The following is a 24,047-nucleotide window of genomic DNA, read 5'->3' as shown; positions in this document are numbered from 1 at the left end:
CGCCTGGCATTGAGGAGAAGCTCATGGCCGGCGCAAAAGAGATACGTAGTAAGATCGCAAGCGTCCAGAACACGCAAAAGATCACTAAAGCGATGGAGATGGTCGCCGCTTCCAAAATGCGTAAATCGCAGGATCGCATGGCGGCCAGCCGTCCTTATGCAGAAACCATGCGCAAAGTGATTGGTCACCTTGCAAACGGTAATCTGGAATATAAGCACCCTTACCTGGAAGAACGCGACGTTAAGCGCGTGGGCTACCTGGTGGTGTCGACCGACCGTGGTCTGTGTGGCGGCTTGAACATTAACCTGTTCAAAAAACTGCTGGCGGATATGAAAGCATGGTCTGAAAAAGGCGTTCAGTGCGATATCGCAATGATCGGCTCTAAAGGCGTCTCTTTCTTTAACTCCGTTGGTGGCAACATTGTCGCTCAGGTGACCGGTATGGGTGATAACCCGTCCCTGTCCGAACTGATCGGCCCGGTTAAAGTGATGTTGCAGGCCTATGATGAAGGCCGTCTGGACAGACTGTACGTTGTCAGCAACAAATTCATTAACACCATGTCTCAGGTTCCAACGCTCACTCAGATGCTGCCGTTACCGGCATCAGAAGATGACGAGCTGAAGCAAAAAGCCTGGGATTACCTGTATGAACCCGATCCGAAACCGCTGCTGGATACCCTGCTGCGTCGTTACGTTGAATCTCAGGTTTATCAGGGCGTTGTAGAAAACCTGGCCAGCGAGCAGGCCGCACGAATGGTGGCGATGAAAGCCGCGACCGATAATGGCGGCAGCCTGATTAAAGAGCTGCAGTTGGTTTACAACAAAGCTCGTCAGGCCAGCATTACTCAGGAACTCACCGAGATCGTCTCGGGGGCCGCCGCGGTTTAACCAGGTTTACGAATTACGTAGAGGATTCAAGATGGCTACTGGAAAGATTGTCCAGGTAATCGGCGCCGTGGTGGACGTCGAGTTCCCTCAGGACGCCGTACCACGCGTGTACGACGCGCTTGAGGTACAGAATGGTAACGAGAGCCTGGTGCTGGAAGTTCAGCAGCAGCTCGGCGGCGGTATCGTGCGTACCATCGCGATGGGTTCTTCCGACGGTCTGCGTCGTGGTCTGGAAGTTAAAGACCTTGAGCACCCGATCGAAGTCCCGGTAGGTAAAGCAACACTGGGTCGTATCATGAACGTATTGGGTCAACCAATCGACATGAAAGGCGACATCGGTGAAGAAGAGCGTTGGGCTATCCACCGCGCGGCACCTTCCTACGAAGAGCTGTCCAGCTCTCAGGAACTGCTGGAAACCGGTATCAAAGTTATCGACCTGATGTGTCCGTTCGCGAAGGGCGGTAAAGTCGGTCTGTTCGGTGGTGCGGGTGTTGGTAAAACCGTAAACATGATGGAGCTGATCCGTAACATCGCGATCGAGCACTCCGGTTACTCAGTGTTTGCGGGCGTAGGTGAACGTACTCGTGAGGGTAACGACTTCTACCACGAAATGACCGACTCCAACGTTCTGGACAAAGTATCCCTGGTTTACGGCCAGATGAACGAGCCACCAGGAAACCGTCTGCGCGTTGCGCTGACCGGTCTGACGATGGCTGAGAAGTTCCGTGACGAAGGCCGTGACGTTCTGCTGTTCGTTGACAACATCTATCGTTACACCCTGGCCGGTACGGAAGTATCTGCACTGCTGGGTCGTATGCCTTCAGCGGTAGGTTATCAGCCTACGCTGGCGGAAGAGATGGGTGTTCTTCAGGAACGTATCACCTCTACCAAAACCGGTTCTATCACCTCCGTTCAGGCGGTATACGTACCTGCGGATGACTTGACTGACCCATCTCCAGCAACCACCTTTGCGCACTTAGATGCAACCGTGGTACTGAGCCGTCAGATCGCGTCTCTGGGTATCTACCCGGCCGTTGACCCGCTGGACTCCACCAGCCGTCAGCTGGATCCACTGGTTGTTGGTCAGGAACACTACGACACCGCGCGTGGCGTACAGTCTCTGCTGCAGCGTTACCAGGAACTGAAAGACATCATCGCCATCCTGGGTATGGATGAACTGTCTGAAGAAGACAAACTGGTGGTAGCACGTGCGCGTAAGATCCAGCGCTTCCTGTCCCAGCCGTTCTTCGTTGCGGAAGTATTCACCGGTTCTCCGGGTAAATACGTTTCCCTGAAAGACACCATCCGTGGCTTTAAAGGCATCATGGAAGGCGAATACGATCACCTGCCAGAGCAGGCGTTCTACATGGTTGGTTCCATCGACGAAGCCGTGGAAAAAGCCAAAAAACTTTAACGCCTTAATCGGAGGGTGATATGGCAATGACTTACCACCTGGACGTCGTCAGCGCAGAGCAACAAATGTTCTCTGGTCTGGTCGAGAAAATCCAGGTAACGGGTAGTGAAGGTGAACTGGGTATTTTCCCGGGTCACGCACCGCTGCTCACCGCCATTAAGCCTGGTATGATCCGCATCGTTAAACAGTTCGGTCACGAAGAGTTTATCTATCTGTCCGGCGGCATTCTTGAAGTGCAGCCTGGCAGTGTGACCGTTCTGGCCGATACCGCTATCCGTGGCCAGGATCTCGACGAAGCGCGAGCCCTGGAATCGAAGCGTAAGGCTGAAGAGCACATTAGCAGCTCTCATGGTGACGTGGATTACGCTCAGGCGTCTGCGGAGCTGGCCAAAGCGATCGCGAAACTGCGCGTTATCGAGTTGACCAAAAAAGCGATGTAACACCGGCTTGAAAAGCACAAAAGCCAGTCTGGATCCCAGGCTGGCTTTTTTTTTCGGCCTTAATTCATGATGAAAAAGATGTAGAATTTTAAGCATCAAACGTTTTTACTTCACACTCAAACTACCGTCAGGATGCGTATGTCAAACAGTGCGATGAGCGTGGTGATCCTTGCCGCTGGCAAAGGGACCCGCATGTATTCCGATCTGCCTAAGGTGCTCCACACGCTTGCAGGAAAGCCAATGGTGCAGCATGTCATTGATGCAGCGAACGAGCTGGGTGCCAGTCAGGTCCACCTGGTCTACGGCCACGGCGGCGATCTGCTTAAAAAGACGCTGAGCGATGACAAGCTCAACTGGGTGCTTCAGGCCGAACAGCTGGGCACAGGCCATGCGATGCAGCAGGCTGCGCCTTTCTTTGCGGATGACGAAGACATTTTGATGCTCTACGGCGATGTCCCGCTGATCTCCGTTGAAACCCTGACTCGCCTGCGTGAAGCCAAACCGCAGGGCGGCATCGGTTTGTTGACCGTCGTGCTGGACGATCCAAGCGGTTATGGCCGCATCACCCGTGAAAACGGCAACGTCACGGGTATTGTTGAGCATAAAGATGCCAGCGACGAACAGCGCCAGATTCAGGAGATCAACACAGGTATCCTGATTGCCAACGGCGCGGATATGAAGCGCTGGCTGTCCAGACTCGACAATAACAACGCGCAGGGTGAATACTACATCACCGACATCATTGCGATGGCGTACCACGAAGGGCGTGAAATTGCCGCCGTTCATCCGGCGCGCATCAGCGAAACGGACGGCGTGAACAACCGCCTGCAGCTTTCCCGTCTTGAGCGTATTTATCAGTCCGAGCAGGCCGAAAAACTGCTGCTGGCGGGCGTGATGCTGCGCGATCCGGCGCGTTTCGATCTGCGCGGTTCGTTATCTCACGGGCGTGACGTTGAAATTGATACGAACGTTATCCTCGAAGGTCACGTCACGCTGGGCGATCGCGTCAAAATTGGCGCCGGCTGCGTGATTAAAAACAGCGTCATCGGTGACGACTGCGAAATCAGCCCATACAGCGTGGTGGAAGATGCCCGTCTGGATACGGCGTGTACCATCGGCCCGTTTGCGCGTCTGCGCCCGGGCGCTGAGCTGCTGGAAGGCGCTCACGTGGGTAACTTCGTGGAGATGAAAAAAGCGCGTCTGGGTAAAGGCTCGAAAGCCGGTCACCTGACCTATCTGGGCGACGCGGAAATTGGCAATAACGTGAATATTGGTGCAGGAACTATTACCTGTAACTATGACGGCGCGAATAAGTTTAAAACCATCATCGGTGACGACGTGTTCGTTGGCTCCGATACGCAGCTGGTGGCGCCTGTTACCGTAGGTAACGGGGTGACCATTGCCGCCGGAACAACCGTTACGCGCGATGTGGCCGAGAACGAGCTGGTGTTAAGCCGCGTTCCGCAAGTCAGCAAGCAGGGCTGGAAACGCCCGGTGAAGAAAAAGTAACGGATTTACCCCTCACCCTAACCCTCCCCCCAAAGGGGAGAGGGGATCGTTCGGTGCGGTGTTTTTCTCTCTCGCCCCTTTGGGGAGAGGGCCGGGGTGAGGGGATAATATAATTCTCCACCCACAAGCAGTACCCATAAAAATAACCCCACTCTCTACAAGGCTCGGGGTGCCCGGAAAGGGCAAATACAGGTCAGCGACAACGCAGGCATAATGCCTAAATTCGGAATCTAAAATTATGTGTGGAATTGTTGGCGCAGTTGCGCAGCGTGATATTGCTGAAATCCTTCTCGAAGGTTTACGTCGTCTGGAATACCGTGGTTACGACTCAGCCGGTCTGGCTGTCGTCGATGCAGAAGGTCATATGACCCGTCTGCGTCGTCTCGGTAAAGTGCAGATGCTGGCCCAGGCCGCGGAAGAACATCCGCTGCACGGTGGTACCGGTATTGCTCACACCCGCTGGGCGACGCACGGCGAACCGTCTGAAGGTAACGCGCACCCGCATGTGTCTGAACACATTGTGGTCGTGCACAACGGCATTATCGAAAACCACGAACCGCTGCGCGAAGAACTGAAAGCGCGCGGCTACACCTTCGTCTCTGAAACTGACACCGAAGTGATTGCTCACCTGGTGCACTGGGAGCTGGAGCAGGGCGGCACGCTGCGTGATGCGGTGCTGCGTGCTATCCCTCAGCTGCGCGGTGCGTACGGTACGGTGATCATGGATTCCCGCGATCCGTCCACATTGCTGGCCGCGCGTTCCGGTAGTCCGATGGTTATCGGTCTGGGAATGGGAGAAAACTTCATCGCTTCTGACCAGCTGGCGCTCCTGCCGGTTACCCGTCGCTTTATCTTCCTCGAAGAGGGTGATATCGCGGAAGTGACCCGTCGCAGCGTGACCGTCTTTGATACCAAAGGCGAGCAGGTGAAACGTCAGGAGATTGAATCGAATCTGCAGTACGACGCGGGCGACAAAGGCGCTTACCGTCACTACATGCAGAAAGAGATTTACGAGCAGCCAAACGCCATCAAAAACACGCTGACCGGGCGCATCAGCCACGGTGAAGTGGATCTGAGCGAGCTGGGCGCAAACGCGAACGAACTGCTCGGCAAGGTCGAGCATATTCAGATCGTGGCCTGCGGCACCTCCTACAACTCCGGTATGGTCTCTCGCTACTGGTTTGAATCCCTGGCGGGCGTGCCGTGCGATGTGGAAATCGCGTCTGAATTCCGCTATCGCAAATCCGCGGTGCGTCGTAACAGCCTGATGATCACCCTTTCCCAGTCTGGTGAAACGGCGGATACGCTGGCAGCGCTGCGTCTGTCTAAAGAACTGGGTTACCTGGGCTCTCTGGCTATCTGTAACGTTCCTGGCTCATCGCTGGTGCGTGAGTCCGATCTGGCGCTGATGACCAAAGCGGGCACCGAAATCGGTGTAGCCTCCACCAAAGCGTTTACCACTCAGCTGACAGTTCTGCTGATGCTGGTGGCGAAGCTTGCGCGTCTGAAAGGTGAAGATGCGTCCGTTGAGCACGACATCGTTCACGGCCTGCAGGCGCTGCCGAGCCGTATTGAACAGATGCTGTCTCAGGACAAACGCATTGAAGCGCTGGCGGAAGATTTCTCCGACAAACATCACGCCCTGTTCCTGGGTCGTGGCGATCAGTATCCGATTGCGCTGGAAGGCGCGCTGAAGCTGAAAGAGATCTCCTACATTCACGCTGAAGCCTATGCGGCTGGCGAGCTGAAGCACGGCCCGCTGGCGCTGATTGACGCGGATATGCCGGTCATCGTTGTGGCACCAAACAACGAACTGCTGGAAAAACTGAAGTCTAACATTGAAGAAGTGCGCGCCCGCGGCGGTGTTCTGTACGTCTTCGCCGACAAAGATGCCGGTTTTGTCAGCAACGACAACATGCACATCATCGAGATGCCGCATGTGGAAGAGGTTATCGCACCAATCTTCTACACCGTTCCGCTGCAGCTGCTGGCCTATCACGTTGCCCTGATCAAAGGCACCGACGTTGACCAGCCGCGTAACCTGGCGAAATCGGTTACCGTAGAATAATCCCTTCAGGCTCCACCTTCGGGTGGAGCTTTTTTATCCTTCCCGGCTTGTTTTTAATCAATCCTTTCTCGTTTTTAATAATGACAATTTGTCATCTTCAGCTACTTTTTTCAGTGTCACATAAAGAAAATATTTCTGAAAACGTCTTGTCATAAAAGCGGCTAACACGATGAAAATTAAGCTTTCTTTTGCTGATTTTTAAGTGAAATTAACGTTGTCATAAAACTGTCATAATTCGTACATTTATCTGTCACCTGTTTGTCCTATTTTGCTCATCGTAGCCACTAAACAACGATTTACGAAAATCTTGCAGGAGACATTATGAAAGTTATGCGTACCACTGTCGCAACTGTTGTCGCCGCGACCTTATCTCTGAGCGCGTTCTCTGTATTTGCAGAAGCAAGCCTGACTGGCGCTGGTGCAACCTTCCCTGCGCCGGTGTATGCCAAATGGGCAGATACCTACCAGAAAGAAACCGGTAACAAGGTTAACTATCAGGGTATCGGCTCCTCCGGTGGCGTTAAACAAATTACCGCGAACACTGTTGATTTCGGCGCATCAGATGCTCCGCTGTCTGATGACAAACTGGCTCAGGAAGGCCTGTTCCAGTTCCCTACCGTGATCGGTGGTGTGGTTCTGGCCATCAACCTGCCGGGCGTGAAGTCGGGTGAGCTGGTGCTGGACGGCAAAACGCTGGGTGACATCTACCTGGGCAAAATCAAAAAATGGGATGACGAAGCGATCGCTAAACTCAACCCAGGCCTGAAGCTGCCTTCTCAGAACATCGCCGTGGTTCGCCGCGCGGATGGTTCCGGTACCTCTTTCGTGTTCACCAGCTACCTGGCAAAAGTGAACGAAGAGTGGAAATCTAAAGTCGGCTCCGGCTCTACCGTTAACTGGCCAACCGGTCTGGGCGGTAAAGGTAACGACGGTATCGCCGCGTTCGTACAGCGTCTGCCTGGCTCAATTGGTTACGTAGAGTATGCGTACGCTAAGCAGAACAACCTGTCCTACACCAAACTGGTTTCAGCCGACGGCAAACCGGTTAGCCCGACCGAAGAGAACTTTGCTAACGCGGCGAAAGGCGCTGACTGGAGCAAATCCTTCGCGCAGGATCTGACTAACCAGAAAGGCGAAGGTGCATGGCCAATCACCTCTACCACCTTCATCCTGGTTCACAAAGAGCAGAAGAAACCTGAGCAGGGCACCGAAGTGCTGAAGTTCTTCGACTGGGCGTATAAAAACGGCGGCAAACAGGCTAACGCCCTGGATTACGCCACCCTGCCGGACAACGTGGTTGAGCAGATTCGCGCTGCATGGAAAACCAACGTGAAAGACAGCAGCGGTAAAGCGCTGTACTAACAGGATATATTTAACGAAGATGGCGGGTGGCGCTGCGCTTACCCGCCCTACGGTTTAAGCTGTAGGCCCGGTAAGCGTCAGCGCCACCGGGCATATTCGTAAAAACGTCTCAAACAGAAGAGTAATTTATGGCTGCAACCAAGCCTGCATTTAACCCTCCGGGTAAAAAAGGTGACATGATTTTCAGCGCGCTGGTGAAACTGGCTGCGCTGATTGTGCTATTGCTGCTGGGCGGCATTATCGTGTCTCTGATTTTCTCCTCATGGCCGAGCATCCAGAAATTCGGTTTTTCCTTCCTGTGGACCAAAGAGTGGGACGCGCCGAACGATGTCTACGGTGCCCTGGTGCCGATTTACGGCACGCTGGTGACCTCGTTCATCGCCCTGCTGATTGCGGTTCCGGTGAGCTTTGGTATTGCCCTGTTCCTGACGGAGCTGGCGCCGGGCTGGCTGCGACGCCCGCTGGGTATTGCCATCGAACTGCTAGCGGCTATTCCAAGTATCGTTTACGGCATGTGGGGCTTGTTCATCTTTGCTCCGCTGTTCGCCACGTATTTCCAGGAACCGGTCGGTAACGTGCTTTCCGCTATTCCGTTTGTGGGTGCCCTGTTCTCTGGCCCGGCTTTCGGTATCGGCATTCTGGCGGCAGGTGTGATCCTCGCCATCATGATTATTCCTTACATTGCGGCGGTCATGCGCGATGTCTTCGAACAAACGCCGGTGATGATGAAAGAGTCGGCCTACGGCATCGGCTGCACCACCTGGGAAGTTATCTGGCGCATTGTCCTTCCGTTCACCAAAAATGGGGTGATCGGGGGCGTGATGCTGGGTTTAGGTCGTGCGCTGGGTGAAACCATGGCGGTCACCTTTATCATCGGTAACACCTACCAGCTCGACAGCGCGTCGCTCTACATGCCGGGTAACAGTATTACTTCGGCGCTGGCGAATGAATTTGCGGAAGCGGAATCGGGGCTGCATGTGGCGGCGCTGATGGAGCTGGGTCTGATTCTGTTCGTTATCACCTTCATTGTTCTGGCGATTTCCAAGCTGATGATTATGCGCCTCGCTAAAAATGAGGGGGCACGCTAATGGCCACTCTCGAAATGCAAGCTACCGCTGAACTGGCGGAATCCCGCCGCAAAATGCAGGCCAGACGCCGCATGAAAAACCGTATTGCCCTGTCGCTCTCTATGGCGACGATGGCATTCGGCCTGTTCTGGCTGGTCTGGATCCTCTTCTCGACGGTCGTTCGCGGGATTGACGGGATGTCACTGTCGCTGTTCACCGAAATGACGCCGCCGCCGAACACGGCGGGTGGTGGCCTGGCGAATGCCCTGGCGGGCAGCGGCCTGCTGATCCTCTGGGCGACGGTCTTCGGCACGCCGCTGGGCATCATGGCGGGCATCTACCTGGCAGAATACGGTCGTAAATCCTGGCTGGCCGAAGTCATTCGCTTCATCAACGACATTCTGCTGTCTGCACCTTCTATCGTCGTGGGGCTGTTTGTTTACACCGTGGTGGTGGCGCAGATGGAACACTTCTCCGGCTGGGCGGGTGTGATTGCTCTGGCGCTGCTGCAGGTGCCGATTGTTATTCGTACCACCGAGAACATGCTGAAACTGGTGCCGGACAGCCTGCGCGAAGCGGCTTATGCGCTGGGTACGCCGAAATGGAAGATGATCTCTGCGATTACGCTGAAGGCGTCCGTCTCCGGGATCATGACCGGTATCCTGCTGGCGGTGGCGCGTATCGCGGGTGAAACGGCGCCGCTGCTGTTTACGTCTCTCTCCAATCAGTTCTGGAGCACGGACATGATGCAGCCGATCGCCAACCTGCCGGTGACGATCTTTAAATTTGCGATGAGCCCATTCGCGGAATGGCAGCAGCTGGCCTGGGCCGGGGTGCTGATCATTACCCTTTGCGTACTGTTGCTGAACATTCTGGCGCGCGTCATTTTCGCGAAGAAGAAACACGGTTAATTTTTTACGGCGCGGCAGCTCGCGGCGCCGAATGAGGAAATGAGTCAATGAGTATGGTTGATACTGCCCTGGGTAAGATTCAGGTTCGTGATTTGAACTTCTACTACGGCAAATTCCATGCCCTGAAGAACATCAACCTGGATATCGCGAAGAACCAGGTCACGGCATTTATCGGTCCGTCCGGCTGCGGAAAATCCACGCTGCTGCGTACCTTTAACAAAATGTATTCGCTCTATCCGGAGCAGCGTGCTGAAGGTGAAATCATCCTGGACGGTGAAAACATTCTGACCCAGGCTCAGGATATCGCCCTGCTGCGCGCCAAAGTGGGGATGGTGTTCCAGAAACCAACGCCGTTCCCGATGTCCATTTATGACAACATCGCGTTTGGCGTGCGTCTGTTTGAAAAACTCTCCCGTGCCGATATGGACGAGCGCGTGCAGTGGGCTTTGACCAAGGCCGCATTATGGAACGAAACCAAAGATAAGTTGCACCAGAGCGGTTACTCTCTCTCCGGCGGTCAGCAGCAGCGTCTGTGCATTGCGCGCGGTATCGCTATTCGCCCGGAAGTGCTGCTGCTGGATGAGCCGTGTTCAGCGCTGGACCCGATCTCAACCGGCCGTATTGAAGAGCTGATCACCGAGCTGAAGCAGGATTACACCGTGGTTATCGTGACCCATAACATGCAGCAGGCTGCACGTTGTTCCGATCACACGGCGTTTATGTACCTGGGCGAGTTGATTGAGTTCAGCGATACGGACGCGCTGTTCACCAGGCCCGCGAAGAAACAAACCGAAGATTATATTACTGGCCGCTACGGTTGATTTGCCTTAGTGCATGTGGAGAAACCATGGACAACCTCAATCTTAATAAACACATTTCCGGCCAGTTCAACGCAGAGCTGGAAAGCATTCGTACCCAGGTAATGACCATGGGCGGCATGGTCGAGCAGCAGCTTTCTGATGCGATTACGGCAATGCACAACCAGGACAGCGAGCTGGCGAAGCGCGTCATTGAAGGCGACAAAAACGTCAACATGATGGAAGTCGCTATCGACGAGGCCTGCGTGCGCATTATCGCGAAACGGCAGCCGACGGCGAGCGACCTGCGCCTGGTGATGGCGATCATCAAAACCATCGCCGAGCTGGAGCGTATTGGTGACGTTGCGGATAAAATCTGCCGCACCGCGCTGGAGAAGTTCTCACAGCAGCACCAGCCGCTGCTGGTGAGCCTGGAGTCGCTGGGCCGCCACACCGTGCAGATGCTGCACGACGTGCTGGATGCCTTTGCGCGTATGGATTTGGACGAAGCGGTGCGTATCTACCGTGAAGACAAGAAGGTCGACCAGGAGTATGAAGGCATCGTGCGTCAGCTGATGACCTACATGATGGAAGATTCACGTACCATCCCAAGCGTACTGACTGCCCTGTTCTGTGCGCGCTCCATCGAGCGTATCGGCGACCGCTGCCAGAACATTTGCGAATACATTTTCTACTTCGTGAAAGGTCAGGACTTCCGTCACGTGGGCGGCGACGAGCTGGACAAGCTGCTGGCGGGTAAAGATCCGAAAGAGTGATGTTTGTGGCGGGTGGCGCTGGCGCTTACCCGCCCTACGTTAGCTTAACGCGTAATATTCCATCCGCGTGCCTTCCACAATTCAGGCAACTGCGCCAGATCGGTAAAGGTCGTCACGTTGGGATGATCGATCGGCTTGTTGTGCGGGTCGGCGCAGAAGTAAAACACCTCCATCCCCGCATCAATACCCGACTGCGCGCCCGCAGACGAGTCATCCACCAGAATGCAGTTTTCTACGTTGACGTTCATCGCTTTTGCCGCATGGAACATCAGCGCCGGGTCTGGCTTCCAGCGCTGGATATCGTAGCCGCTGAACAGTTTTTCCGGGAAATGGTGCAACATCTCAAGCTTGCCCAGCGAGTGCTGCATTTTGCTGACCGGGCCGTTAGAGACGACGCAGACTGGCACCGTCATCGCATCCAGCAATGCGTTAGCCCCGGAGATAACCTCCAGCTCGGAGTCGAACAGGCGTGCGACCTCGGCGCGGTACACCGGTTCCAGATCCGCTTTCGCCAGATCCACGCCGTGTTCTTCGTTAATGATGTCGATGATCTCGTAGAGCTTCACGCCCTTAAAGCGTTTAAACACCTCTTCGAGTTCCAGCGTAATGCCAAATTCCTGGAACATAGTGACATACGCGCGGGAACAAATGACCTCACTGTCGACCAGCGTACCGTCGCAGTCGAAAAATACCGCTTCAATTCCGGACATGCCTTTCCCTTTTAACAAGTTTAACGTTTACGTACGGCAGTTCGCCGGGACGCAATCGTTGCCGTATAAGCAAAATCAATGAAAAAAGTATCACGTAACCGCCACTATTGTCGCATTTTGGTATAGGATAGCGACGAATTTTCCCTCCTTGTTCGGAATTGATGATGAGTCAACAACACACTACCCAGACATCTGGTCAGGGTCTGCTTGAGCGCGTTTTTAAACTGCGCGAGCACGGCACAACGGCACGCACCGAAGTGATCGCTGGTTTCACCACCTTCCTGACGATGGTCTATATCGTTTTTGTGAACCCTCAAATTCTGGGCGTCGCTGGTATGGATACCAGCGCCGTCTTTGTAACCACCTGCCTGATTGCGGCCCTTGGCAGCATTCTGATGGGTGTGTTCGCTAACCTGCCGGTTGCGCTGGCACCGGCGATGGGCCTGAATGCGTTCTTCGCGTTCGTTGTCGTTCAGGCGATGGGGCTGCCGTGGCAGGTTGGCATGGGCGCCATCTTTTGGGGCGCGGTTGGCCTGCTGCTGCTGACCATTTTCCGCGTGCGTTACTGGATGATTGCAAACATTCCCGTGAGTCTGCGCGTGGGCATTACCAGCGGTATTGGTCTGTTCATCGGTATGATGGGGCTGAAAAACGCCGGCGTTATCGTGGCGAACCCGGATACGCTGGTGAGCATCGGCCACCTGACTTCTCATAACGTGCTGCTGGGCGTGCTGGGCTTCTTTATCATCGCGATCCTGGCTTCCCGCAATATTCACGCGGCGGTGCTGGTGTCCATCGTGGTCACCACCCTGCTGGGCTGGATGCTGGGCGACGTTCACTATAACGGTATCGTCTCCGCGCCACCGAGCGTCTCTACCGTAATTGGTCACGTCGATCTGGCGGGTTCCCTGAACCTGGGTCTGGCGGGCGTGATTTTCTCCTTCATGCTGGTCAACCTGTTTGACTCCTCCGGCACGCTGATTGGCGTGACCGACAAAGCGGGCCTGGCGGATGAGAAAGGGAAATTCCCGCGCATGAAGCAGGCGCTGTTTGTGGACAGCGTCTCCTCTGTGACCGGTGCTTTTATCGGAACCTCGTCCGTTACCGCGTACATTGAGTCTTCTTCCGGCGTGTCCGTGGGCGGCCGTACCGGCCTGACGGCGGTGGTCGTGGGTATTCTGTTCCTGCTGGTGATCTTCCTCTCTCCGCTGGCGGGTATGGTTCCTCCGTATGCGGCAGCCGGCGCGCTGATCTATGTGGGTGTGCTGATGACCTCCAGCCTGTCACGCGTGAAGTGGGATGATTTAACCGAAGCGGTGCCGGCGTTTATTACCGCCGTGATGATGCCATTCAGCTTCTCGATTACCGAAGGTATCGCGCTGGGCTTTATCTCTTACTGCGTAATGAAGATCGGTACCGGCCGCTTCCGCGACCTCAGCCCGTGCGTTATTGTTGTGGCGCTGCTGTTTGTGCTGAAGATTGTGTTTATTGACGCCAAATAAACATGTTTGTTCCCTCTCCCAGTGGGAGAGGGTCAGGGTGAGGGCATCAGGCCGCTCCGGTCTACGCCTTCACCCGCTTAATATAATCCCCAAACGCCGTCAGCTGGCCAGACAGATGATCGCGCGTGCTCTGATCCACCACTTCACCCGTTTGCGGGTCGACCTTGTTCTGAATTACACCACCCATAAATTCCGGCTTGTTCATGACCATCGCATCCAGGAACACCAGGATCTGGCGCAGATGATACTGGCAGCGCGCGCCGCCAATGGCGCCCATTGAGCTGGTCTGGATCAGCACCGGCTTGCCTGCCAGCGGCTGCTCAGGTAAACGAGACAGCCAGTCGATGGCATTCTTCAGGCCACCCGGAACCGAATAGTTATACTCCGGCGTGACGATGACCACGCCGTCGGCCTGGCGGATCTGCTCTGCCAGCGCCTCAACGCTCTGTGGAAAACCCTCTTCCTGCTGTATGTCAGCGTCATACAGCGGAATATCGCCAATAGACGGCAGGGCGCTAATTTCCATTCCTGCCGGTGCCAGCTGTGGCAGCGTGCGGGCAACCATCCCGTTAAATGAACCTTTGCGCAGGCTTCCCAGTAACGTAACTACTTTCAACGTATCAGACATGATTACTCCTGTTTCATCATGATGACCCTGATCGGATCAGCTAAGGGTGAATGCTTTTTCTGCCGGTAAACTGGTTAAACGCATCAGGCGTGCAGCGGGCTCGTTGGCGCGCTCGGGCACATCAGGAAGGCTACGCCATCCCTGTTGGCTGTCAAATTCCCAGATTTTCATGCGTTCGATGGCGGGGGTAACCGCAATGGACCAAATGAGCACATCCTCTGCGTCGCTGAGCGCCTCTACCAGCGTAGCCTGAGCGGCACGCAGACGTCCGGAGCCTGGCAGCAGCTGCAGCAGGCTGGCGTCGTCTGAGGCGCATCCACAGAGCTTGCGAATGCTCTGGCGCAAGGTAATGAGCTGGGCTCTGGCTTCGACAGGATCGTTCTGGTTGCGTACCCACAGCTTCTCATTGCTCGAGAGCGGATAGTCTTCATGCGCATTACCGCCATGGAAGCTGCGCGTCGCGCGCTGGAGTTCCATATCCAGCCCACAATCCCCTTCGGTGGTCAGCGCGACGCCAATGATATTGCCCGCGTAGGCAATCGAAAAACGAGGGAGGTCCGGGTCGGCAAAGACCGGGCGGCCTTCGGGTTGGGTAATGATGTCCGGCAGCTCGCTGGTGCCGTACAGCATAAACAGCAGTTCTGCGAGAAGCGCTCTGGACGCTAAAAACCGCGTTCTGCGGTGTTCCGGAAGAGTGAGTGCTTCACTGTGACAGGCTGAAGAAATTCTTGCCGATACGAGACGTCCTTCCGTAAGTATCCCTCTTGCAAAGTGCGTAGCCATTTTTCGCTCCTTGATAATGGTCGTAATCGGTTAAACGGTTACATGATTATCGCTTAACTTGACTCCTGTTTTAATCAGTAAATGGGAGTAAGAGAAGCCTTAGGACCGAACTTTACATTTTCTTAGGCAAAAATTGGATCGCTGGCACCGTACAGCGCCTTGATGGTTTCCCGCAGCCAGAGGATTTTCGGATTATGGCTGTTCCGTTTATGCCAGATCAGCGTAAAGGGAACGGTAAGCTTTTCAGCCTGCGCTTCGTCAATGGGAATGGGCAGCGCGATCAGCTTCCGCTGGTGGAGTTGATTGTAGTGATGGCAGTAGTGCGGAGCCGTGGCGATATAGTTGTGACCGGGCTGCGCTGCCATAAACATCGACTGCTCAAAGCCCGGCACGCTCATGGCAATGTTTCTCTCCCGACCCATCTCCTTTAGCACTTCGTCCAGCGCCCAGGTGTCGCTGCGTTCCCAGAAGATGCTGATGTGCGGGTAGCGCAGGAAGGTTTCGAGGTTCCATTCGTCCTGTAGCGCGGGATGATCCTCACGCAGATACACGCACGGACGGTCGCTGAACAGAATCTCATAGTCGATGAACCACGGCATTAGCTTCAGCAATTCACGCGAGCGCGGGTGCGTTTCGCGTCCGGTGAATCCCAGATCCACCTCTCCACGCGTAATGGCGTCCAGCGAGTCGTAATCCCAGTGACGCATCTTCACCGTAGCCTGCGGATAGCGCTGGTTCACCTGCTCCAGCAGGGCGTTAAAGCGGATCAGCATCAACGGCGTTTCGGCGGCCAGCACGAACGTTAGCCCGCCCGGGGAATCATGGTGGAATTTATCGAGGATCTGGTTGCCGATTTGCATCCAGTCAGCCAAATCCTGCTCGAGGCTTACCGTCAGCGGGGTCGGCAGCAGCCCTAACGGCGTTTTGACAAACAGCGGGTCGTCAAACCAGTCACGCAGCTTGGCCAGCGATTTACTCACCGCAGACGGCGTCACGTTCATCCGTTTCGCCGCTTTGGTGACGCTGCGCTCCTGCAGCAAAAGCTGCAGGCACAGCAACAGGTTAAGATCGAGACTGCTGATGGGCTTCTTCATAATGCGCCGAGGGCTGGATGACCATAAGTAAGGTGATGCACAGTATGCTACAGCCAATCAGAACCCCGATCAGCATATTCAGCGCGTTAAGCCCGATGACCGCCGCCAGCCAAATCCACAGCGACGAGCCGCAGACCTGCGCAATTCCCAGCACCGAGCTTGCCACGCCTGCCCGCAGCGAGAAGGGGCCAAGCGCCTGACTCATCGCCACGCCAAAGCCAACCGAGAACCCGGCGCAAATGAGGGTAATACCCGCCAGCATCACCGCATGTGAGCTGGCGGTTGCCAGGATCGCGCCAGCCGTGAGGAATAAAACCTGTGAGGTCAGCATCAAAGCGCGCTGGCTGAAAACATTTAGCGCAAACGGGGTAGAGAACGAGACTGCCATACTGACCATGGCGGTTAATGCCATCACCGTTGAATACTCACCTCGATCGAAGCCCATGGTTTCCATCAGTAAAACCGGGGAAACGTTTACATAGGTCAGGATCACCGCCACGCTTAACGTGGTCACGGCCAGACGACTGAGGAAAAAGCGGTTAAGCAGCTTCTCGGCTGGGTGAATGGTTGCGGTATGTCCTGTATTCTGCGAGCCCGGATGGGTCTCTTTCAGCACGGAGATGGACAGGATAAACACCAGCGCGCCCATCGCCGCCATGGTCCAGAACAGGCTCTGCCACGGGAATTTCAGCATGATCAGATATCCCACGACCGGGGCCAGCACCGGGATGATGCAGGTAATACCGTTCAGCATCGAAAGCACTTTGGCGCGACGCTGGGCGCTTAGGGTATCGCGCAAAATGGCAAAAGCGACGACGTAGCAGCCACCGGCTCCAATGCCCTGGATAAATCGTCCGGCCAGGAACACGGTGCTGCTTTGCGCCTGTGAGCAGAGCAGAGAGGCAAGGGCAAAAATGATGGCGCCGGTTATCGCGACGGGCTGACGGCCTGCCTTATCCGCGATCTTCCCGGCAAACACCATCGACGAGGCCATCCCCGCGAGGTAGGCCGAAAACGCGATGTGCAGCTGCGCTTCGCTGGCCCCCAGATCGCGGGCGATGTGCGGCAATCCCACCAGATACATATCAATGCCGGACGGATAAAGCAGAACTAATGCGAAACTACAAAACAGAAAACGCGCCATAAACCCCCCATAGATGCAGGCATGCAGGATAGGGGGTGAAAAGGGATTAGGCGAGTTGCCATTTGGACAATGGTGATTTCCTGGGAGGAAATCATCATTGTATAAAGGGTTTTAAAGTCTAATGATTTATTCAATAAATTTTTTTTAAAAGGTTAATTTTGGGGTCCATCAAAACGATATACCCTTCCGTTTTCATTCAATCTTGAAATTTCTTCTAGAGCATTATGTTCTGAATATGAGTAATCACATACAAGGGAGCAGAATAAATGATAGAATTCATTTCTCAAATCAGTAACAAATATCCCTGGGTCATCAGAACCAAGAGATACAATCATACGATGATCACCTTTAATCTTTCTATCTGGGACAGCAATCCATCTAAAGACATGATGATCTTTAATATTATTATAATGACTTATCCTTACATTACTAGTTGGTAAGGTTTCTATAATAACCCTACGATCGACAATCAAACCTTGAACGTATTGCTGCGCAAATAACAATACCTGGTAAGATGTTGAGGAAATTGATATCTCTTTCATTTTTTCGAAGTTTTTAATAGTTTTTTTATCAAACCAGCGGCTATATAAAATTTTCAACGCCTCGTAGTGAACTTGGGTTGCTAAAATGTATTCTTTTTGAAGCCAATCGCAATAAATATTTTCATTGTTGTTAACAATATCTCGTGTTAAATTGGGATCAATATCTCTGTGAGAGAAATACATTTGTAAAGTATTTATGTTATGCTGTGTTCCAAATATTTCTAATGACAATTCATGGATTTCAGACTCAATATGAGATAAAGATATTGAACTAGTTGGTTTGGATAGTGCTATATGACGCAAGAATAATAAATTTTCTAACCATTGTCCTTGCCTTAAAAAAAGACTATCCGGCATCTTACTAATCCATATATTTGGATCAATACCAATAGCTGTAGCATGCCCTATACGATCACCATTTCTGAGGTTAAGAAACGTTACTGCTTCAAAAATCGCTCTAATTCCACTAAGTAGATGTTCAAAATCCTCACCAACATGATAGGTGTAATTATTAATTCTCTTTCGGCGACAGTTTCTGAATAAAACTGCAAAAACTTCTGGAGGGGTTTCTATTTCATTAGCAGCCGCATCCACGCCAGTCAAAATATTTCTAAGTTCAGGGTTGCTTTCTAATAAATTAAAAAGCAAATCGGCATTTTTCCTCAATTCCTCTCTTAATTTATGAAAATGTGGTTCTTGTTCAGTATCCAAATTGTTATCTAATTCCACTCTCCATGGCTTCTTAATAAAATGCGCAACTAAGCGTAATTTGGGTCTGTTGAGTTTGCTTACTTTAGCTGCAAGGATATTTAGATCATTCGAGTCTTCAATTATTTCTTTTCTTTCAGAGTAACAGATAAATCCTCTCAGAATTGAGGATATTAAATTTACATTTTTTTGTTGGGTATTCTTTGGAGCAAACCTGCCCTCTAATGTAAGTAAATCAGAAACTCCATTGGAGTTAGGGCCGTGAAGCTGATAAAAACGTGCAATGTATTCTTTTTCATAAGCTTCTCGTATTCCATCGTCTGCAAACTTCTGAAATTGGTCAAAACCAAATTGATCATCTCTTTGAACCAATATCTTTTGGAAACAATTCATACATAATAAATATAATAAATAACATGCATCATAAATGTCAACTGAAGATTCTTTTAACTTATAAATTATAGACGCATTTAGGTCTATTTCTGTTATATGTGTCCAGACATCCAGGTCCCCGAAAAAATTGTACTCCATGGAAAACCCTAAGTCATTTGTTGATATTCCTGAAGTGTTGTCTTTGTTTATCAAGATGTCATGCACAATATGTTTATATTGATTAGTATCTTCCTTATTTTGAATCCAAGAAATTAATAATTGCCGTAAATGTCTAGCGAGAAGAAGCACATAGTGGAAATCCCTTGGGTTCTTGAAATCACGGGATGAAGAGTAAAGTAACTGAACACGATCGTTTTTTAGAAATTGTGATTCTATTTCTTCAAGAATTACATTGGGATTACACAGTGAAAAATGCCACATTGCTTCCATCGAAGTTGTACCATTCAGATGCATATGACTTTCATTGAGTCCCTCACGTTCTATATAATCTTCAACTAACTGATTATATGGAGAGATAATACTTCTGTATCCTAATGTATTTTTTAACAAAATTCTGCGTTCAAAAAATGAATGAGAGAAATTGATGTTTTCTTGAAGTTGAAAAGCTATAACGGGGAGTCCTGACTGATTAGCCAACCAATTTTGCCAAGCACTGAATTTCTCTGGTTTAACTGCAATATGTCGTTGGTCATCACAATCAAAATGATAGCGAGCTGCCTGGGATAGAAGTGCTCTACAAACTGAGTTCTCTTGTTTTATTCTTATGAGTAAATTGTTCCAATGCCCATGAAACATCTGATCAGTATGTATGTTATGTCGCTTGTGCCAACTAGAATAAGTTATTTTCTTAATTTCTTTGATGTTTAAACTAGAGCTCTTATCCATCATTTCTTTAATATGTTTACAAAGAAATGTATAGAGCTCAGGTTCTGAAAGAATATGTGTGTTTAAAAACATAGTGTTATACTCCGCTGCTCGGTTGCTGTCTAGGTGGAATAACACTACTTTTACTTGGTTTAGTGATATCACCTCTGAAACAGCCCATTATTGGTAGTGCCGATATTTTTAGTTGCATCGGATTAGAATTTTCAGCTATAAATTTAAAGTCGATTTTTTTGTTATCGTATAGGATATTGTGATCAGCTAAAATATTATTGATTATATTGAACAAATCTAGTTTCTCCTCACCTTCACCATTCGTATATGCACCTAAAAAAGGCCAAAAAAGAGGGCAGCTAATAAGATTAAAAGTAAATGGAAGGTCTTTACTCCATACAATATTTTCTTTATTTAGATTATCAATGTTTTGTATTAGTTCTCGAGGTGAGGATTGTGTGTTTTTTGCGCTATTTATAGCTTTTAGTAATTTTCCTGAAATATTTTTTCTATATCTTATTTCTTCAATTAAAGATGAATTAATTATTGACCAAATAAACCTTGCATATAATACTCCGAGAACAATATCGTCCTTTTCTTTCCCGATAGTATAATTAACTTTTTCAAGCGCTTTATCTGAGACTTGACTCAAGGTATAAAAAATTCTAACCCATATTTTCCCAATCATTAGCGATGAATGTTCGGCTTCTTTAAGTTGAGCCAACCATTTTTTCATAAGGCCTTCAAAAGCATTTTCAACATTAGCAGGAAGATAGCTTGACTCTCTTTCTTCAAATAGATCATTGTCTGTGATATCTTCTTCACCACTAATTTTGCCTGTTAAAAATGTTGGATATATAAAAGTATTAATATTGGCTAGGTTATTTAGGTTTTTATTTATATCTAAATTATTAGGATTTGAGCTGGTTAATTCAGCAATTGAAGATAACAGGTTGTAAATAGATATATAATCGCGAGACTCCGCAGTTACAGCAGAACGATGTGATGAAAATAATATTGTTTTAGCAGCTATATAATTTGAAAGATCCTGTGTGTTATTTTCACTATGTATAAACCCATCATGTATTCTTTCCAAGTGAGAAAGTGTTGTGATCCTCGAGGAGTTATTGATGTTATGTTTTTTAATAAAATCCTCAAATCTGATTTTTGTTTTTTGATTCAGTTTGCGAGGGGTTCTTATGACTCCAGATATTATACCTTTTTGATTGGTAGGATTATATTGATCCATGATTATGGGGCTAAAATGGGATGTAATACTTATAATATTATCTTCGTTTCTATTTAATCCAATGTAATCAATATAATCATTGAAGCTGTGATTATCCAAAAGGTTTTTATTCACAAATGTTTGATAGACACTAGAGCTTGCACCACAAGATATAATTAATTTTAATGCATTACTAAAACTTTCATTCTTATTTTTTTCAGATAAGAGATCTGCCATTGTTGCTGAAATATACAGTTTTGCTGCATTATACCCAGGTTGATCATTACTGCTATCAGGCCTTGAGTAAAAACCAGTCTCAAGTTCTCCATGCTCAAATAGAATTTTAAAAAGCTCATATCCAACTGCATTTATATGTGGATTAAACTCAGAAATATTTTCTACTCTTAGAGTTGTTTCAACCAGATTTCCTATAAAGTTTTGATAAATTGCATTTTTTAATTCGATTGGGTTGTTACGTAATGAGTTTTTATTATGGTCTGGTCCCTCAATTAATGTTTTTACTAATTGTAAAACACTTCGGACTGGTTGGCTCATAATAAAATTTAAGTGGGAGTTTAAATGCTCTGTTTTTATATTTAAAGCGTCTGAAAAGATTAGTCTTAATAACTCATTTATTTCTATTTTATTTTTTCCGTATATGTTTTTTAAAGCCTCATGCTCAATCTTTAAAGTTAATATTTCACTCAATTCATCTAGTTTTTTAAGGTAAACTCTTTGTTCAATAGGCAGTAATTTTGTCAGGTATTGTTGCTCTAAATGACCGATTAATTCGAGTCTGTTTTGATTGTTTCTTTGTGTTGTACTTATTCCTATTTCTTTTTCTTTGTTACACCGGACTATGTAGCTATATAGTTTCAAATCGCCAGAAAGTAAAATAACAAGTTTGGGATGAGTAAGATAGCATCTTAGTACCTCTAATACTTCATTTGCTTTAGAAGTTTGAGTGTCAACGTCATCTATGGCAATTAAAAATAGCTCTTTATCTAAGATTTCAGCTATGACATCTATAAGTTCGTGAAATAGCTTTTCCAGATCTTGTCCACTAGTCGCTTTGTTTAAAGCTCTATCTAGGAACCAAGCAGCATCACTGTTTGCATTATTCTCATGACCTTTTAGGGTAAGTAACTTAAGACCTTCAGCCATTTTTTCCAGTTTATTACGGAATAAATTGTATTTGCTTTCATCTTTGCAGCAGGATAGTCGTTTGTTTATAAGACGCACGAATTTTGTAACTATGTCGACTAATATATGCTGGTGAGTTTCAATCAGAGTTGGGTCAATAAGAGGGAGTGGGCATATTTTTGGAGTTGTTAACTCATTACTTTTGTATTTATTAAGGATTGCTTTTAAGAAAGTCGTCTTTCCTGCACCTCTTTCACCATGAATAAATATTGTATTATTACATCTTCTTGGATTAAATTCATCATATGCTTTATTTGAATTATTATTAATATTTTCTTTATGAAAAGTTGCTAGAAGCTGTTCAATCTGATTTTGAGCATTTTTTTGTAGCAAGGATTCCTGCTCTGTTGAGTGGCTAAAGTTGATATATAAATTTGTTAGCGGCTGTGTAAGATTAAGCACGACGTTTGTTTTTATCATTTGTTATTCCTTTTAATAATTTGAGTGCTAATTATTTTTTTGTGAATACTTTCCATTTGGTGAAATGTTGAGGTGACGACTCACCTCAGCATTTTGATAATAACAATGACTTAAACACAAAAAATTTCATAATGATATGGTAGGCTATCTATATTCTTTTTTGATGAGAATGCATCGAATAACAGTATTACTTACCGATACAGAAGCTCGAGAAGATCCGTCCCAGCAGATCGTCCGACGTAAACTCCCCGGTGATTTCGCTCAGATTCTGCTGCGCCAGACGCAGCTCTTCCGCCAGCAGTTCACCAGCCCACGCGCCGATCAGCTGCGCTTTACCCTGAACAAGGTGGTTTGCCGCCTCTTCCAGCGCCTGCAGGTGACGACGACGCGCCAGGAAGCCGCCTTCCATACTGGTGTCAAAACCCATGCTCTGCTTGAGATGGTTGCGCAGGTCGTCAACGCCTTCACCGGTACGCGCCGACAGGCGAATCAGTGAGTGACCGTTCACATCGCTGATGCCCAGCGTTTCGCCGGTGACGTCCGCTTTGTTACGCACCACGGTGATTGGCAGCTTAGCCGGAAGGCGGGCGATAAAGTCCGGCCAGATCTCAGCCGGGTCAACGGCGTCGGTCGTGGTGCCGTCCACCATAAACAGCACGCGGTCAGCCTGCTCGATCTCCTGCCAGGCGCGTTCGATACCGATGCGTTCCACTTCATCGCTGGCATCGCGCAGGCCGGCGGTATCAATGATGTGCAGCGGCATGCCGTCGATGTGGATGTGCTCGCGGAGCACGTCGCGGGTGGTGCCGGCAATATCAGTGACGATTGCCGCTTCACGGCCCGCCAGGGCGTTCAGCAGGCTCGATTTCCCGGCGTTAGGACGTCCGGCAATCACCACCTTCATCCCTTCCCGCAGCAGGCTGCCCTGGCGCGCTTCGGCGCGCACGGCGTCGAGATCGTTCATTACCTGGTTGAGCTGCGCTTCGATTTTACCGTCAGAGAGGAAGTCGATCTCCTCATCCGGGAAGTCGATAGCCGCTTCCACGTAGATCCTGAGGTGAGTAAGTGCTTCCACAAGGTGATTTACGCGGGCGGAGAATGCCCCCTGCAGCGAGTTCAGGGCGGAGCGGGCCGCCTGTTCAGAGCTGGCGTCGATCAGGTCTGCAATCGCTTCTGCCTGCGCCAGGTCGAGCTTGTCGTTGAGGAAGGCTCGCTCGGAGAACTCGCCCGGCTTCGCAATGCGCAGGCCAGGCAGGGTCAGAATACGTTTTAACAGCAGGTCGAGGATAACCGGGCCGCCGTGTCCCTGCAGCTCCAGCACGTCTTCGCCGGTGAAAGAGTTCGGGCCGGGGAACCACAGCGCGATGCCCTGGTCCAGCGGCGTGCCGTCGGTATCTTTAAACGGCAGGTAATCAGCGTAGCGCGGCTTTGGCAGTTTACCCAGCACCGCTTCGGCCACCTCGCGCGCCTTCAGGCCGGAGATGCGCAGAATGCCTACACCACCGCGTCCCGGTGGGGTTGCCTGGGCGACGATAGTGTCGTTATGGCTCATGGTTGGTCTCGTTCAATACAAATAAAAAAGGCG

At 50.3% G+C, this 24,047-nt stretch carries 19 protein-coding genes; 11 read left to right on the top strand and 8 right to left on the bottom strand.

Annotated elements, in window-relative coordinates; genetic code table 11:
* Positions 1-23 precede the first annotated feature (23 nt).
* The 10 genes from atpG to phoU all read left to right on the top strand — a co-directional run bounded on the left by atpG (position 24) and on the right by phoU (position 11,231).
* Positions 24-887, top strand: coding sequence for a F0F1 ATP synthase subunit gamma (atpG, locus tag BJ885_RS19865; protein WP_008500191.1), 864 nt, complete (start codon positions 24-26; stop codon positions 885-887).
* Positions 888-918: 31 nt separating this feature from the next.
* On the top strand, positions 919-2,301 hold the full coding sequence (gene atpD, locus BJ885_RS19860) for a F0F1 ATP synthase subunit beta (protein ID WP_006177559.1): 1,383 nt from the start codon (positions 919-921) through the stop codon (positions 2,299-2,301).
* Between the two features lie 20 nt (positions 2,302-2,321).
* Positions 2,322-2,741, top strand: coding sequence for a F0F1 ATP synthase subunit epsilon (locus tag BJ885_RS19855; protein ID WP_006177560.1), 420 nt, complete (start codon positions 2,322-2,324; stop codon positions 2,739-2,741).
* 138 nt (positions 2,742-2,879) lie between these two features.
* Positions 2,880-4,250, top strand: coding sequence for a bifunctional UDP-N-acetylglucosamine diphosphorylase/glucosamine-1-phosphate N-acetyltransferase GlmU (gene glmU / locus BJ885_RS19850; protein ID WP_047646765.1), 1,371 nt, complete (start codon positions 2,880-2,882; stop codon positions 4,248-4,250).
* A gap of 238 nt (positions 4,251-4,488) precedes the next feature.
* On the top strand, positions 4,489-6,318 hold the full coding sequence (gene glmS / locus BJ885_RS19845; RefSeq protein WP_023309792.1) for a glutamine--fructose-6-phosphate transaminase (isomerizing): 1,830 nt from the start codon (positions 4,489-4,491) through the stop codon (positions 6,316-6,318).
* Between the two features lie 321 nt (positions 6,319-6,639).
* A complete protein-coding gene (pstS, locus tag BJ885_RS19840; RefSeq protein WP_024907884.1) occupies positions 6,640-7,680 on the top strand; it encodes a phosphate ABC transporter substrate-binding protein PstS in 1,041 nt (346 codons plus the stop codon).
* A 128-nt stretch (positions 7,681-7,808) separates the two neighbouring features.
* Positions 7,809-8,768: a phosphate ABC transporter permease PstC gene (pstC, locus tag BJ885_RS19835; RefSeq protein WP_032644260.1), complete on the top strand. Its 960-nt coding sequence runs from the start codon at positions 7,809-7,811 to the stop codon at positions 8,766-8,768.
* Complete coding sequence (pstA, locus tag BJ885_RS19830) at positions 8,768-9,658, top strand: phosphate ABC transporter permease PstA (RefSeq protein ID WP_023309794.1); 891 nt, start codon at positions 8,768-8,770, stop codon at positions 9,656-9,658. Before pstC ends, pstA begins: the two co-directional genes overlap by 1 nt.
* A 47-nt stretch (positions 9,659-9,705) precedes the next feature.
* Positions 9,706-10,479, top strand: coding sequence for a phosphate ABC transporter ATP-binding protein PstB (pstB, locus tag BJ885_RS19825; protein ID WP_121932540.1), 774 nt, complete (start codon positions 9,706-9,708; stop codon positions 10,477-10,479).
* Positions 10,480-10,505: 26 nt separating this feature from the next.
* A complete protein-coding gene (gene phoU / locus BJ885_RS19820) occupies positions 10,506-11,231 on the top strand; it encodes a phosphate signaling complex protein PhoU (protein WP_008500182.1) in 726 nt (241 codons plus the stop codon).
* 44 nt (positions 11,232-11,275) lie between these two features.
* Here phoU and yieH read toward each other — a convergent pair whose 3' ends face one another.
* Positions 11,276-11,941 carry a 6-phosphogluconate phosphatase gene (gene yieH / locus BJ885_RS19815; protein ID WP_029741483.1) on the bottom strand — a complete coding sequence of 222 codons (666 nt, stop codon included), beginning with the start codon at positions 11,939-11,941 and terminating at the stop codon, positions 11,276-11,278.
* 164 nt (positions 11,942-12,105) lie between these two features.
* Here yieH and adeP point away from each other — a divergent pair, with 164 nt between their 5' ends.
* Complete coding sequence (gene adeP / locus BJ885_RS19810; RefSeq protein WP_023309797.1) at positions 12,106-13,443, top strand: adenine permease AdeP; 1,338 nt, start codon at positions 12,106-12,108, stop codon at positions 13,441-13,443.
* Between the two features lie 61 nt (positions 13,444-13,504).
* On the opposite strand, the gene BJ885_RS19805 is transcribed toward adeP, so the two are convergent.
* From BJ885_RS19805 to mnmE, 7 genes are all read right to left on the bottom strand, one after another.
* Positions 13,505-14,071, bottom strand: a complete 567-nt coding sequence (locus tag BJ885_RS19805) for an NADPH-dependent FMN reductase (protein WP_121932541.1) — start codon at positions 14,069-14,071, stop codon at positions 13,505-13,507.
* A gap of 36 nt (positions 14,072-14,107) precedes the next feature.
* A complete protein-coding gene (locus BJ885_RS19800) occupies positions 14,108-14,854 on the bottom strand; it encodes a 4'-phosphopantetheinyl transferase superfamily protein (RefSeq protein WP_045888257.1) in 747 nt (248 codons plus the stop codon).
* Between the two features lie 122 nt (positions 14,855-14,976).
* A complete protein-coding gene (gene yidZ, locus BJ885_RS19795; protein ID WP_029741480.1) occupies positions 14,977-15,948 on the bottom strand; it encodes an HTH-type transcriptional regulator YidZ in 972 nt (323 codons plus the stop codon).
* Positions 15,917-17,092: an MFS transporter gene (locus BJ885_RS19790; RefSeq protein WP_121932542.1), complete on the bottom strand. Its 1,176-nt coding sequence runs from the start codon at positions 17,090-17,092 to the stop codon at positions 15,917-15,919. Before BJ885_RS19790 ends, yidZ begins: the two co-directional genes overlap by 32 nt.
* Positions 17,093-17,244: 152 nt before the next feature.
* Positions 17,245-19,692, bottom strand: coding sequence for a hypothetical protein (locus BJ885_RS19785; RefSeq protein WP_121932543.1), 2,448 nt, complete (start codon positions 19,690-19,692; stop codon positions 17,245-17,247).
* 4 nt (positions 19,693-19,696) lie between these two features.
* A complete protein-coding gene (locus BJ885_RS19780) occupies positions 19,697-22,462 on the bottom strand; it encodes a P-loop NTPase fold protein (protein ID WP_121932544.1) in 2,766 nt (921 codons plus the stop codon).
* A gap of 187 nt (positions 22,463-22,649) precedes the next feature.
* Positions 22,650-24,014 (bottom strand): tRNA uridine-5-carboxymethylaminomethyl(34) synthesis GTPase MnmE, encoded by a 1,365-nt coding sequence (gene mnmE / locus BJ885_RS19775; protein ID WP_023333930.1) that lies wholly within the window; start codon positions 24,012-24,014, stop codon positions 22,650-22,652.
* Positions 24,015-24,047: the final 33 nt, after the last annotated feature.

Origin of the sequence: Enterobacter sp. WP_7_1, from assembly GCF_003688535.1 — a bacterium.
Lineage (GTDB): Bacteria > Pseudomonadota > Gammaproteobacteria > Enterobacterales > Enterobacteriaceae > Enterobacter > Enterobacter asburiae.
Note: the sequence above shows the minus strand (reverse complement) of the source record. Positions and strands in the feature narration are given on the sequence as shown.

Bases quoted from the DNA above. Each gene is read 5' to 3' on its own strand.
- atpG (WP_008500191.1), top strand. From the start codon at position 24: ATGGCCGGCGCAAAAGAGATACGTAGTAAGATCGCAAGCGTCCAGAAC.
- atpD (WP_006177559.1), top strand. From the start codon at position 919: ATGGCTACTGGAAAGATTGTCCAGGTAATCGGCGCCGTGGTGGACGTC.
- BJ885_RS19855 (WP_006177560.1), top strand. From the start codon at position 2,322: ATGGCAATGACTTACCACCTGGACGTCGTCAGCGCAGAGCAACAAATG.
- glmU (WP_047646765.1), top strand. From the start codon at position 2,880: ATGTCAAACAGTGCGATGAGCGTGGTGATCCTTGCCGCTGGCAAAGGG.
- glmS (WP_023309792.1), top strand. From the start codon at position 4,489: ATGTGTGGAATTGTTGGCGCAGTTGCGCAGCGTGATATTGCTGAAATC.
- pstS (WP_024907884.1), top strand. From the start codon at position 6,640: ATGAAAGTTATGCGTACCACTGTCGCAACTGTTGTCGCCGCGACCTTA.
- pstC (WP_032644260.1), top strand. From the start codon at position 7,809: ATGGCTGCAACCAAGCCTGCATTTAACCCTCCGGGTAAAAAAGGTGAC.
- pstA (WP_023309794.1), top strand. From the start codon at position 8,768: ATGGCCACTCTCGAAATGCAAGCTACCGCTGAACTGGCGGAATCCCGC.
- pstB (WP_121932540.1), top strand. From the start codon at position 9,706: ATGAGTATGGTTGATACTGCCCTGGGTAAGATTCAGGTTCGTGATTTG.
- phoU (WP_008500182.1), top strand. From the start codon at position 10,506: ATGGACAACCTCAATCTTAATAAACACATTTCCGGCCAGTTCAACGCA.
- yieH (WP_029741483.1), bottom strand. From the start codon at position 11,941: ATGTCCGGAATTGAAGCGGTATTTTTCGACTGCGACGGTACGCTGGTC.
- adeP (WP_023309797.1), top strand. From the start codon at position 12,106: ATGAGTCAACAACACACTACCCAGACATCTGGTCAGGGTCTGCTTGAG.
- BJ885_RS19805 (WP_121932541.1), bottom strand. From the start codon at position 14,071: ATGTCTGATACGTTGAAAGTAGTTACGTTACTGGGAAGCCTGCGCAAA.
- BJ885_RS19800 (WP_045888257.1), bottom strand. From the start codon at position 14,854: ATGGCTACGCACTTTGCAAGAGGGATACTTACGGAAGGACGTCTCGTA.
- yidZ (WP_029741480.1), bottom strand. From the start codon at position 15,948: ATGAAGAAGCCCATCAGCAGTCTCGATCTTAACCTGTTGCTGTGCCTG.
- BJ885_RS19790 (WP_121932542.1), bottom strand. From the start codon at position 17,092: ATGGCGCGTTTTCTGTTTTGTAGTTTCGCATTAGTTCTGCTTTATCCG.
- BJ885_RS19785 (WP_121932543.1), bottom strand. From the start codon at position 19,692: ATGTTTTTAAACACACATATTCTTTCAGAACCTGAGCTCTATACATTT.
- BJ885_RS19780 (WP_121932544.1), bottom strand. From the start codon at position 22,462: ATGATAAAAACAAACGTCGTGCTTAATCTTACACAGCCGCTAACAAAT.
- mnmE (WP_023333930.1), bottom strand. From the start codon at position 24,014: ATGAGCCATAACGACACTATCGTCGCCCAGGCAACCCCACCGGGACGC.